Raw genomic sequence first — 12,642 nt, forward strand, 5'->3', positions numbered from 1 at the left:
CTTTAAAACAATTGATATGTTGCTTGATCAAACGTCTGCAAGATGGACATACATCCTTCCTGCAGGCGCCTTCACAAGATACCTGCGCATACTGTCAAAGAACTTGGGAGTCGGCCTCAGCGCCTTCCTCCGTATGCCCCGACGTTTCCGTCGTTGCGAGCCGCCCATTATAGACCGGCTTATCTGCTTCGTCAACACCTTTTTCAAGGCCGTTTCACCGTAGTGAACCGTTGTTGCCGATGCCGCTTCGTCGTTTGCCCCGAGAGGCTTTCGTCGTTGCGAGCCGCCTATTATGTCAGGCTTTTCGTTTCCGTCAACACCTTCTTTCGAAGGTTGTTGCCGTCGCTGCGGGTGGGTGTTCACCGGGGTGAAGACCGCGTCGCAGCGAGGGAGCGAATACTAAAGACTTCTGAAAATTCGTCAAGCGTTTTCGTCGATCTTTTTCATCAACGCGTCATCCCTACGTGCTGCTCATCAACAAGCGCGGCAGCACGCGCGTTGCGCGTGCTGCCGCTGGCTTGCTAACAATGCATCTCTTGTCATCAGGAATGCATGCGATGTCTGCGGTCGGCAAACGTTCGTTGTGGCGCGATCTCTCTCTGCCAGCGGTGATGGCAGGCTTCATTACGGTATTGGTGGGCTTCGCCAGTTCGGCGGTGATCGTGTTCCAGGCCGCACGTGCGGTGGGCGCCGATCAGGCGCAGATCGCCTCATGGATGTGGGCGTTGGGCCTTGGCATGGGCGTGACGTGCATTGGTCTGTCACTGCGTTATCGGATGCCCGTCGTGACCGCATGGTCGACGCCGGGCGCTGCCATGCTCGTGGTGGGTGCGAGCGCCGTCGGCTACAGCGATGCGATCGGTGCATTCGTCCTTGCCGCGGTGCTGGGGATGCTGGCCGGCTTCTCGGGAATCTTCGCGAAGGTGATGAAACGTGTACCGATGGCGTTGGCCGCCGGCATGCTCGCCGGTGTACTGCTGCGCTTTGGACTGGATGTATTCGTCTCCATGGGCACGCAGCTCGGGATGGCGCTGGCGATGTTCACCACCTGGCTGATGGGGCGGCGGCTGTTCCCGCGCTATGCGGTGATCGCCACCCTGCTTGTAGGGGTGATGGTGGCGGCCGGTCAGGGCCTGCTGCATATGCAGGACGTGCGGCTGGAACTGGCCACGCCGGTGTTCACCTGGCCGACGCTGTCGTGGTCGGCAGTGTTCGGCATCGCCCTGCCCCTGTTCGTGGTCACCATGGCCTCGCAGAACATCCCGGGCGTGGCCGTGATCCGCGCCTCCGGCTACGACACGCCGGTGTCGCCGGTGATCGGCTGGATCGGGGTGGTCAATACGCTGCTCGCCCCCTTCGGCGCCTTTGGCCTGAACCTGGCCGCGATCACTGCGGCGATCTGCATGGGGCGCGAGGCACACGAGGATCCGGCGCGGCGTTACACCGCAGCGGTGGCCGCCGGCGCCTTCTATATCGTGGTCGGGCTGTTCGGGGCGACGGTGGCGGCCGTGTTCGCCGCCTTCCCCAAGGAACTGGTGGCCTGCGTGGCCGGTATCGCGCTGTTCGGCACCATCGCCAACAGCCTGGCGATGGCGCTGCGTGAGGAGGCGGATCGGGAGGCAGCGCTGGTGACGTTCCTGGTCACTGCCTCGGGCCTGTCGCTGGCCGGGATCGGCTCGGCGTTCTGGGGGTTGGTGGCCGGTGGCATCTGCCTGGTGGCGCTGCGACCGCGCCCTGCCCGATCCGGCCGGGGCAGCGCGTGACGAACGCCCTGCCCCCGTCCATGACTTACTGAAGCGGCAGCACCCGGAAGGTCTGGGTCAGGGTGTGGCTGGCACCCGCCGCCAGGGTCACCACGTCCGGACCGGCGTTGGCCGCTTCCAGGCACACATAGTTGCGCCAGCCGGCCCCGACATCGGCCATCCTGCTGGCGCCCGCCTCGCCCGGGTTCCACGCGACCAGCGAGCGGCTGCCGGTGGTGGTGATCTCGATGCGCCGCTTCAGGCCCGGGTCCTTGAGCAGGTAGCGGCCGCCGGCCTGCGTATAGATGCGGTCGCTGCGACCGGGATCGCGCGGGTCGCGCAGGCTCCACTCGCCCTGCTGCTGACGCGGCGCGGCGTAGTTCTCGAACTTGTCCAGGTAGGACAGGCCGTCCAGGCCTTCGACGCTGACCTGCATCGCGTCGCTGACATGGAAGTAGTTGTGCAGGGCCTGGGTGAAGGCGACCGGCTGCCGGCCGGTGTTCTCGGTGATCAGGCGCTGTTCCAGGGTGCGGCCGATCCGCAGTTCCATGCGCAGGCGCAGGTCCAGGTTCTCAAGCACCGGCGGGGCCAGGGTCAGCACCATCGTGCCGTCAGCCTCGCGGCGTGCCTGCTGCAGGGTCCACGGCACGTTGCGGACGAAACCGTGCGAGGGCACGTCATTGCCCTGTCCCTGACGGCCGAAGTAGGGCCAGCACACGGGGGTGCCGCCGCGGATCGGCGTCGGCAGCGGCTGGGCGCTCGGCGAGAGCCACATGACGTCCTGCCCGCCCTTGGGCACATAGGACAGCAGCTGGCCGCCGAACACGCTGATCGCGGCGGTGGCGAACGGGGTCTCGACCGTCCACGCGGGGAAACCCTGCACATCGGCCAGGCTCAGGCCGGGCACCTTGGGCAGGGCAGCGCGCGGCGCGGCCGGGGACTGGACGTACTGGGCATGGTTCGGCGGCAGGGTGAACACGGTGGATGCGGGCATGGTCGGCGTTGAAGAAGGAGGAGCACCGCGCAGGGCGGTAAGGATGCGCTGGCCGGCACGGCCATCCGCAGGGGTCCAGCCCAGCCGCTGTTGTTCGGCCTGGATGGCGCGGCGGGTCGCGGTGCCGATCATGCCGTCCGCAGTACCGATATCGTGGTCGCGGGCCAGCAGCAGGGTCTGCAGCTCGCGGCGTTCGGTCCGGCCGATGCCGGGATCGTCGGTTGGCCAGGCCGCGACGATACCTGTTCCACCGCGCAGGCGGTCGGCCAGCGTGGCGATGGCCAGCGCGTAGCTCTCGGCGGCGTTGTAGGCGTAGATCGCGTCGTAGTTGCGGAACACCAGCCAGGCCGGGCCCTTGGCACCGGTCGGGAGCAACAATGCCGCATTGCTGTCGGCCGGGAGTCCGGTAGGCGCCAGGGCACCCCCGGCGATCGGCACGATGCCCAGCGCGCGCCAGTCGGCCAGCGGCTTGCGCTGGGTGCGACCGGCCAGGCCGGCGTTGAAACCGGCCGGAATCTTCACCTCGACGCCCCATGGCTGCCCGGTGCGCCAGCCGGCCTTCTTGAGGTAATTGGCCGTAGACGCCAGGGCATCGGGAATGCACGCGACCAGATCACGACGACCATCGCCATCGCCGTCCACCGCGATGCGCGCATAGGTGGAGGGCATGAACTGGGTGTGGCCGAACGCGCCGGCCCAGGAGCCGGTCAGGCCTTCGGCACGCAGGTCGCCGGCGTCGATCAGCTTGAGCAACGCCAGCAGTTCGCCGCGGAAGAAGGGCTGGCGGCGGCCTTCGCAGGACAGCGTGGCCAGCGACTGCAGCAGCGGGCGCTTGCCGAACACGCGCCCGTAATCGCTCTCCACGCCCCAGACGGCGACGATCGTGGCCGGATCGACGCCGTACTCGGTCGATACCCGCGCCAGCAGATCACGGTGCTCGGCCAGGCGGGCGCGCCCATCCGCCACGCGCTGGGTATCCACCAGGGCGGCCAGGTAATCCCACAATGGCGTGGTGAACTCCGGCTGCGCATCGAGCAGCGGCAGCACGCTGGGATCCGGGGTCAGCCCGGCGGTGAGCGCGTCGAAGCGCTCACCCGTGAGGCCCTGCTTGCCGGCCTGCGCCTTGAGCGTGCCCAGGCACGTGGAGAAGGCATCCGGCGCAGCGATCGCGAGCGACGGTGCGCCGAGACACAGCCCGGCCAACAACAGGGGCGACCATCGCATTGGCGGGAATCCTTGCAGCCAGTGGACCTGCATCATAGCGGCAATGCCGCGCAGGTCAGGCCGGCTGCAGCAGGCGCAGGCCGAAGGCGGGATCGGTGGCGTTCCAGTGCGCCGTCACCTGCAGACCGGCGTCGGCGGCCATCCGGGCGAACACCGCGTCGGTGTACTTGTGGCTGTACTCGACGGTCATCGCTTCACCTTCGGCGAAATCGAAGCTCTGCCCATCCACATGCACGCGCTGGTCGCGCTGGCTGACCAGTTCGGTTTCGATGCGCAGGCGCGGCACGCTGTAGCGGGCGCGATGGCGGAAGCCGTCCAGATCGAAGTCGCTGCCGATGTCGCGATTCAGACGCCGCAGCAGGTTGAGGGTGAACTCGGCGGTCACCCCGGCGGCGTCGTTGTACGCGGCCTCGATCAACGCCGCATCCTTGTGCAGGTCGATGCCGATCAGGGCCATCCCCTCCGGGCCCATGGTCTGGCGCATCGCCTTCAACAGCGCGACCGCCTCGTCATGGGCAAAGTTGCCCAGCGTCGAGCCGGGGAAGAACACCAGGCGGCGGGCCGGTTCGCGCTGCGGGGACGGCAGCTGCACCGGCTGGGTGAAGTCGGCACACACCGGCAGCATCTCGATGTCGGGCAGCGACGCGGCCAGCCGGCTGATGCTGTCCAACAGCGCGGCACGGGAGATTTCGATCGGGGTGTAAGCAACCGGATCGCGCAGCGCATGCAGCAGCAGTTCGGTCTTGCGCCCACTGCCGCTGCCCAGCTCCACCACATGCAGGTGCGGGCCGACCACCTTGGCGATATCCCGCGCGCAGTCCTGCAGCAGCTGCAGCTCGGTGCGGGTCGGGTAGTACTCCGGCTGCCGGGTGATCTGCTCGAACAGCGCCGAGCCGTGGGCATCGTAGAAGTACTTGGACGGCAGCTGGCGCGGCGTGGCAGAGAGCCCGCGCAGGATGTCGGCGGTGATCTGGTCGCGATCCGGCTGCAGATCGGTCAGTGCGTCGAGCGCATCCCGGACCGAACTCATGCGGCGTCCCGTGCAAGGCGCACGCCGGCGAACTGCCACCGGGCCGACGGGGCGAAGAAATTGCGGTAGCTGGCGCGCAGGTGATCCGCCGGCGTCACGCAGCTGCCGCCTCGCAGTACCCACTGCCCGCACATGAACTTGCCGTTGTACTCGCCCAGGTTGCCCGGGAAGGTGCGGAAGCCCGGATACGGCCCGTAAGCGCTGCTGGTCCATTCCCAGACATCGCCGAACAGCTGGACCATGTCGCCGTCCTCCTCCGCGCCGCCGGGGTGCAGCTGATCGGTCTCGACAAAGCGTCCCCGCAGCGGACGGCCCGCGGTCGCTGCTTCCCACTCGAACTCGGTGGGCAGGCGGGCGTCCTGCCAGCGCGCATACGCGTCGGCTTCGAAATAGCTGAGATGGCAGACCGGTGCGTGCGGATCGAGCGCGCGCCAGCCTCCAAGGGTGAACTCGCGCTCCAGTGCGTCGTCCCAGTACAGCGGATGCTGCCAGTGCTGGTCCTGGCACAGCGTCCAGCCCTCGCTCATCCACCAGCGCGGCTCGCGGTAGCCGCCGGCCTGCACGAACTGGCGGTACTCGTCGTTGCTGACCGGGCGGTTGGCCAGCGCATGGGCGGGGACCAAGGCACGGTGCACCGGCGATTCGTTGTCATAGGCGAAGGTGGGCTGGGTCGGCCAGACCGGCGCGCCGATCTCCACGATCTGCTCGGGACTGCTGAGCCACTGCAGGGGCAGCGCAGATGCCGGCGTCGCCACGAGGTCATCGCGGTAGGCGGGCTGCAGCGGGTTGGACCAGAACGCGTGCTTGATGTCGGTCAACAGCAGTTCCTGGTGCTGCTGCTCATGGTGCAGGCCGAGCAGCAGCTGCTGCTGGGCCTGCCCACTCAACGTGCCGGCCTGCAGTGCGGCGATCACGCGCTGGTCGATCTCGGCGCGGAAGTGCAGCACCTCGTCCAGCGTCGGCCGCGAGAGCAGGCCGCGCTGGGGACGCGCATGCGCCGGGCCGATGCTCTGGTAGTAGCTGTTGAACAGGTAATGCCAGTCCGCATCGATCGGCACGTAGCCGGGCCGGGTGGCCAGCACGAAGCGCTCGAAGAACCAGGTGGTATGGGCCAGATGCCATTTCGCCGGGCTGGCGTCGGGCATGCTCTGCACCATGGCATCTTCGGCGCTGAGCGGCGCGGCCAGCGCGACCGTGCGGGCGCGCACGCCGGCATAGCGGGCGGCCAGCGACGACGGCGGGGCGGCAGTGAGGGGTGGTGCGGCAGCAACGGCGGTATTCATCCCGATCAGGATCGACCAGCCGGGGTGAGTGCCACGTCATGGCACGGCATCGGTACGGTGACAGCGCTCAAGTTGAATACGCGTGGGCCGCTATCGGGGAGACCCCTTGCCTGTGTTGTCCGGTTTGCACGCTGCAGCCACGGCGCGCCGGCCCACCACGTGGACCCCTACTTGCGGACGCACCTGCTACGCCAGCCCAGCCACTATCTGTTCGTGCTGCCTGCCGTGCTGGTGGCCGTCGGGCTGTGGGGCGCCACGCCGGCGGCCGAGGTCGGCAATCCCGTGCACCGCCTGCTGCCGCTGGTGCTGGCCTGCCTGGGCGTCGGCCTCGGACTGATCTACGCCCGCGTGCGGGCCGTGTGCCTGATGCTGGCGATCGCGCTGGCCTTCGCCGTGCTGCACGGCGTGGTCGGCACCTTCCTGCGCCAGGGCACGATCTCGGCGCTGACCCCGCTGATCTTCCATGCGGTGTCCTGGTGGCTGCCGCTGCTGTTCCTCTTGCACGGGCTGTGGCCCGAGCGCGGGCGGCTGCGCCAGGACCTGCTGCTGCGCGGCGTGGTCAGTGGAACCGCACTGGGCATTTTCCTGCTGCTGGCCGCCCAAGGCCCCGACGGCATGCAGGCGCTGCTGTCAGACCGGCACCTGGCGTGGCTGCCCGGTGGCTGGAGCGCGCTGGCCCAGTTCCCGGCGCTGCTGTTCGTGGTGGCCACCGCAGCGCTGGCGGTGCAGGCCTGGCGCCGGCCGCGGCCCCTGCACACCGCCCTGCTGGTCGCCCTGATCTGCCTGTGGTGGATGTTGCCGCGGGTGTTCGTCTCGCCCGCGCTGTTGCCTGCGGTCAGCGGCATGGCCCTGCTGCTGATCACCTCGGCGATGCTGCAGGAAGGCTTCCACATGGCCTACCGCGACGAACTGACCGGCCTCCCCGGACGCCGGGCCTTGAACGAGTGCCTGCAGCGGGTCGGGACGACCTACACCATCGCCATGGTGGACGTGGACCATTTCAAGCGTTTCAACGATACCCACGGCCACGACGCCGGCGATGACGTGCTCAGGCTGGTGGCCGCGCGCCTGGCCGACATCGGCGGCGGTGGCCGCGCGTTCCGCTATGGCGGCGAAGAATTCGCGCTGGTGTTCCTGGATCGGCCTGCCCCGGCCTGCGTAGCGGCGGTGGAGGAGATCCGCGCGCGGATCGAGGGCGGGCGCATGCACCTGCGCGACCGCGCCGCCCGCAGCCGCGATGATGCGGCAGGGCAGCTGCAGCGCGGACGCGGGGGCAGCGGCGAAGTGGTGCAGGTGACGGTGAGCATCGGCGTGGCCGACAGCCGGGTCGCCAACAGTCCGCAGGCGGTGATCAAGGCCGCCGACCAGGCCCTGTATGCGGCCAAGGACGCCGGCCGCAACTGCGTGCGCGCGCATGGCCAGCAGGGGACCGTGCCGGTGCGCACGGCCGCGCTGGCTCAGGGCACTGCGTCGAGATAGAACCAGCGGCCGTCTTCGCGGACGAAGCGGCTATGTTCGAGCATCTTCACCGCGCTGCCGCCGCCGACCTTGTAGCGCGCGGTGAAGCGGACCTGCGCATGATCGGCATCCGACCGGGTATGTGCGTGGATCGTCAGCCCCAGCCACTGGGTGCGCTGCCCGGGTGCTTCATCCAGCGACAGCTCGGCCGGACGCGTGGACGGGTGCCAGCTGGCCAGCAGGTAGTCGGCCAGGTGGCGCACGTAGGCGCTGTAGCGCGACCGCATCAGCGCTTCGGCATCCGGTGCGGGGGTGCCGGCATGGTAGAGGCCGCAGCAGGCGGCGTAGGCCAGCGGGCGGCCGCAGGGACAAGGATCGGAGGGGACGATGGTCATGGGGGTATTGTCGCGCGATGGGCGGGCGTATGCTGGCGCGCCTTCTGCCGCGATGTGTTGCCGTGCTTGAGCTGGTTCCCCCTGAGCTGTTGTGGTTGGTGGCGATTTCCTTCATCGCCGGCCTCGTCGATGCCGCCGTCGGCGGCGGTGGGCTGGTGCAGCTGCCCGGGTTGTTCACCGTCTTGCCGCAGCACACGCCGGCGATGCTGTTCGGCACCAACAAGTTCAGCTCGATGTTCGGCACCGCGGCCGCGGCATTCCGCTATGCGCGCAATGTGCGCTTCCCGTGGCGGCCGGTGCTGTTCGCGGCGGGCACGGCCTTCGTGTTCTCGTTTGCCGGGGCCACGGCGGTCAGCCTGCTGCCCAAGGACGCGGTGCGCCCGCTGGTGCTGGTGCTGCTGGTGGCGATGCTCGGCTACACGCTGTGGAAGAAGGACTTCGGTGCCCTGCACCGCCCGCGCGAGATCGGCCGCAGGGAGCTGGTGACCGCACTGGCGATCGGTGCGGTGATCGGGTTCTACGACGGCTTCTTCGGGCCCGGCACCGGCAGCTTCCTGATCTTCCTGTTCGTGCGCTTCTTCGGGCTGGACTTCCTGCGTGCGTCGGCCGCGTCCAAGGTGGTGAACCTGGCGACCAACGTGGCGGCGATCTCGTTCTTCGTGCCGACCGGCAACATCCTGTGGCTGTTCGCGCTGCCGATGGCCGCGGCCAACATCATCGGCTCGGTGGTCGGCACGCGGATGGCGCTGCGCGGTGGCACGCCCTTCATCCGCAAGCTGTTCGTCGGCCTGGTGGTGGTGCTGATCGCCCGGATGGGCTGGGATACCTTCGCCGGTTAGTCGGACGGGCCAGCCCTGGGGCTGACCCCTCGATGGCTCAGCGCTTGGGCTTGGCCGGCTTCTTCGCGGCGGCCTTCGTGGCGGCCTTGGCGGCCGACTTTTTTGCAGCTTTCTTTGCCGGCGCCTTGGCCGCGGCCTTGGGTGCCGCCACCTTCGGGCGCGATACCGGTGCCGGTGCGTCCACGGCGTCCACCGCGGCGTCGGCCTGCCCTGCGGGCGATCCGGCGATCACCTGGTCGGCACCCTCCTTCGGGGCATCGACCACGTCAGACGCCGCGATCGCCGCGGGTGCCGGTGCCGATACTGCGGCCGTCTCACCCGCGCGGGCCCGCTCCGGCAGCTTCAGGCGCCGGCCCTCGTCGTCGTACTCGATCAGCAGCACGCCGGAGTCGTGGCGACCGCTGATTTCCACGAAGCAGGCCCCCCCGATGAAGGGCTCCAGCGTCATTACCGACTTCAGCGGGGTGGCCACGACCATCTGGAACCCGAAGTTGTCGAAGATGTTCATCGCCAGCGCGGTGAACTCGTTGTCGGCCTTGTCGAAGGCTTCATCGAGCACCACCGCCGCGTAGCTGGGCAGCTGGCCGTCGGCACCGCCGAGCTGGTAGCGCAGCGCGGCGGCCAGGCAGGTGGTGGCCAGCTTCTGGCGCTGGCCGCCGGACTTGCCCGCACCGCTGCGGTAGATCTCGACCTGCTGGCGGGTGGCGGCATCGAGTTCGACGCCGACGAACTCCACGTGCAGGCGCACGTCCAGCACCAGCTCGCGCCAGCGCTTGTCCTCGCCTTCCTGCGAGCCGAGCTTGGCGACCAGCTCTCGCAGCACCGCGAACTGCGCTTCGGCCAGTTCGCGCTGCTCGGTCTGCTGCTGGGACAGCACATCGCGCAGGCGCTGATGGAAATCCAGTACCTCGGGCAGGCGGCGGTCGGTCAGTTCGATGGTCAGCAGGGTGCCGCGGTTGAACGGCACCTGCTCCAGCGAGGCATTGACCTCGTCCAGGCGCTGGGCGATCGACTTGCGCGCCTCGGCCGTGTGCCGCTGCAGGGCCAGCAGGTTGTTCTTGCTCTGGCTCTGCAGCAGATCGAAGAAGCGCGCTTCGTGCTGCGGCAGGCCATCGTTCTCCAGCCGCTGCAGGCGGGCGAGGAAATCCTCGGCGCTGGACAGGCTGACGGTGAAATCGCCGCTGTCTTCCGGCCAGGCCTGGCAGTAACGGCGGAAGCAGCCGAGCAGCAGGTTCTCCAGGCGGTTGTGTTCGGCCTGGGAACCGCCGAGCTGTTCGTTGAGCGTGTTGCTGATCTGCCGGAAATGGGCTTCCAGGTTCTCCAGGCTGAGCACGCCGAGCGCTTTCAGACGTTCGTCCAGGCCCTGTTGCTGCAGCGGCGTGACCACGCGCTTGGCCAGCGGCGCGCACTGCTCGTGCAGGCGCTCCAGGCGTTCGTGCTCACGGCCGAGCTGGCCGCGCTCCACGCGCACGTCTTCATAGGTGCGCTTGGCCTGGGCCACATCGGCCCGGGTCTTCTCGATCTGTTCGCCCAGCCTGCGCAGATCGGCATTGCCTTCGCGCAGGTCGTGCAGGGCCTGGGCGATGTCGTCCAGGCGCTGCAGCGGTGCGGCCACATCGATCTCGTCCCAGCCCAGCGTGCACAGCTGATGGCAGGCCAGGCGGGCCTTGCCGTCCTGTTCGCGCTGCGCGCGCAGGCCGGCCACGTCGCTGTCGCAGGCGGCGATGCGCTGGGCCAGTTCGATCGCTTCGCGCTCGTACAGATCCAGCTTGTCGCGGTTGTTGAAGCCGAGCAGCCAACGACGGCGATCGCTGATGTTGTGGCGATCGTCCTTCTCGAAGCGCTCGCCCGGATGCTTGACCTGGCCTTCCTTGGTGATGCCGCGGTCGGTGTCGCGCAGATGCCGCGCATCCACGCATTCGTAGTCGAAGCGCTTGCCCAGCTCGCGGCGCAGCCAGCCGGCATAGCCGTGCTCGCGCAGCTCCAGCTTGTGCAGCAGCGAACGCGCGCCCGGCTCACGGCCGTGCAGCGCATCGTCGTTGCGGCGTACGCGGTAATACACCAGGCGGGTACCCAGGTGGGTCTGGTTGATCCACTCCGAGACCTGGGCGTGGTGACGCTCATCGACCAGCAGCGACTGCGCGAAGCCGTGCAGCACGCGCTCGATGGCGCCCTGCCATGCGGCGTCTTCGTCGCGGACCTGCAGCAGTTCGCCCACGAACGGCAGCGCCGCCTCGGGAATGCCGGTGTCGCTGCTCAGGCGCGCGCGCAGCTGCTGCATGGGCGCGGGAATGCTGGACGGGGTGCGCTTGAGCGCGTCCAGTTCCGAGCGCACCTCGGCGAAGCGGCGCTCGTCGTCGCGCTTGCCCCCCATGCGTTCGGCGATGGCCTCATCCAGTTCGGCCGCGGCGCGCTGGCCGTCGTCCAGGCGGGCCTGCGCGCGGGCGAGCTGTTCGGCAAAGCCATGCGCGGTCTCGGCCAGGGTTTCCCCCAGCTCGCGGCTGGCATGGTTGGCCTGGCTGCGCTTGGCAAGGCGGCGGTCGCGTTCCTGGGCGACACGGCCCTGCTCGCGCTCCAGCTCTTCGATGCGTTCGCCGCCCTGCTGGCGACGCTGCGCCTCCAGTTCGGCGAGGTGGCTTTCATGGTTCTCCAGCGCACTGCGGCGCTGGCCTTCTTCCCCGGACAGACCGCGGTCGCGGGTGTCCAGTTCCAGCAGGCGGGCCTCGAGCAGGGCCAGGCGGCGCTGCTCGCGCACGCCGTCGATGCCCAGCTTCATCTCGTCCAGGTCTTCGCGCTGGCGGCGCAGTGCCTGCAGGTCGGCGTAATGCCCACGCGCCGGCAGCAGGGTCTCGACCTGGCGACGCGCGGTGACCACGGCCTGGTGGGCGCCATCGAGTTCGGCGAAATCATCGACCAGCCGCTCGGCCGCATCGAAGGTGCGCGGTGCATCGAGCATGAAGTCGCGCAGGAACACGTTCAGATCGCCGAGGTTCTTCGCCGACTGGGTCTTGTGCAGCAGGCGCAGCGCCATCTCGTTCTCGATCCCGAGCACGTGGCGGAAACGCTCGGCGTAGCTGGCGAAGCTGTCGAAGTGATGCACATCGCCCAGGCGCTGCTTGAGCTTGCGCAGGTCCAGGTCGAAACCACCCAGGTCGCGTGCGATGTCGAAGCTGCGCTCGGCCACCATGTAGTGCTTGCGCACATCGGCCGCGGCGGCACCGTTGCCGGCGATCCAGAACAGGCGCACCAGGCTGACGATGCGGCCGTCGTTGCTGCGGTATTCCAGCACCAGCGCGGTCCAGGTGGCGCCCTTGCGCAGGTACTGGGTGGCGATCTCGCCGGTGCCGCTGTCCTGCTGGTCGGCCCAGGCGCCACGCACGTAGGAGACCAGGTTGCGGTCGCGGCCGCTGCGTTCGGCTTCGCGCGCGGCGGCGTTGAAGTCGACCAGGGCCGGCGGTACCAGCAGCGCGGACATCGCATCGAGCAGGGTCGACTTGCCCGAGCCGGAGCGGCCGACGAACAGGAAGCCGCGTTCGGCGATCGGCACTTCGGTCAGGCCGGAGAAGGTGCCCCAGTTGTGGACCTGCAGGCGGCGCATGCGGAACTGCTGCGCGCGCGGGTCGGGCTGGTCGCCGGGGAACAGAGCGGGTGCGGGAATGTGGACGGTCATGGCAGGG

At 68.7% G+C, this 12,642-nt stretch carries 8 protein-coding genes; 3 read left to right on the top strand and 5 right to left on the bottom strand.

From position 1 onward, the window contains the following. Nucleotides 1-557: 557 nt before the first annotated feature. Nucleotides 558-1,763 carry a benzoate/H(+) symporter BenE family transporter gene (locus ABE424_RS10465; protein ID WP_346491390.1) on the top strand — a complete coding sequence of 402 codons (1,206 nt, stop codon included), beginning with the start codon at nt 558-560 and terminating at the stop codon, nt 1,761-1,763. Nucleotides 1,764-1,788: 25 nt separating this feature from the next. Here ABE424_RS10465 and ABE424_RS10470 read toward each other — a convergent pair whose 3' ends face one another. Genes ABE424_RS10470 through egtB form a run of 3 tightly spaced genes read right to left on the bottom strand, consistent with a single transcriptional unit; the run spans nt 1,789 to nt 6,273 of the window. Further along, complete coding sequence (locus tag ABE424_RS10470) at nt 1,789-3,960, bottom strand: lytic murein transglycosylase (protein WP_346491391.1); 2,172 nt, start codon at nt 3,958-3,960, stop codon at nt 1,789-1,791. Nucleotides 3,961-4,015: 55 nt separating this feature from the next. Then, on the bottom strand, nt 4,016-4,990 hold the full coding sequence (egtD, locus tag ABE424_RS10475) for an L-histidine N(alpha)-methyltransferase (RefSeq protein WP_176991036.1): 975 nt from the start codon (nt 4,988-4,990) through the stop codon (nt 4,016-4,018). Then, complete coding sequence (gene egtB / locus ABE424_RS10480; protein ID WP_346491392.1) at nt 4,987-6,273, bottom strand: ergothioneine biosynthesis protein EgtB; 1,287 nt, start codon at nt 6,271-6,273, stop codon at nt 4,987-4,989. Before egtB ends, egtD begins: the two co-directional genes overlap by 4 nt. Nucleotides 6,274-6,444: 171 nt before the next feature. Here egtB and ABE424_RS10485 point away from each other — a divergent pair, with 171 nt between their 5' ends. Beyond that, a complete protein-coding gene (locus tag ABE424_RS10485; RefSeq protein ID WP_346491393.1) occupies nt 6,445-7,752 on the top strand; it encodes a GGDEF domain-containing protein in 1,308 nt (435 codons plus the stop codon). Here ABE424_RS10485 and ABE424_RS10490 read toward each other — a convergent pair. Next, nucleotides 7,731-8,126, bottom strand: coding sequence for a YchJ family metal-binding protein (locus ABE424_RS10490; RefSeq protein WP_346488506.1), 396 nt, complete (start codon nt 8,124-8,126; stop codon nt 7,731-7,733). The two genes, ABE424_RS10485 and ABE424_RS10490, sit on opposite strands and share 22 nt — an antisense overlap. 62 nt (nt 8,127-8,188) lie before the next feature. Here ABE424_RS10490 and ABE424_RS10495 point away from each other — a divergent pair, with 62 nt between their 5' ends. Beyond that, nucleotides 8,189-8,965 carry a TSUP family transporter gene (locus ABE424_RS10495; protein ID WP_346491394.1) on the top strand — a complete coding sequence of 259 codons (777 nt, stop codon included), beginning with the start codon at nt 8,189-8,191 and terminating at the stop codon, nt 8,963-8,965. A 37-nt stretch (nt 8,966-9,002) separates the two neighbouring features. Here the strand turns inward: ABE424_RS10495 and ABE424_RS10500 are convergent, their stop codons facing one another. Then, a complete protein-coding gene (locus ABE424_RS10500) occupies nt 9,003-12,635 on the bottom strand; it encodes an SbcC/MukB-like Walker B domain-containing protein (RefSeq protein ID WP_346491395.1) in 3,633 nt (1,210 codons plus the stop codon). Nucleotides 12,636-12,642: the final 7 nt, after the last annotated feature.

Origin of the sequence: Stenotrophomonas sp. TWI1149, from assembly GCF_039673155.1 — a bacterium.
GTDB classification, from domain to species: domain Bacteria; phylum Pseudomonadota; class Gammaproteobacteria; order Xanthomonadales; family Xanthomonadaceae; genus Stenotrophomonas; species Stenotrophomonas maltophilia_AA.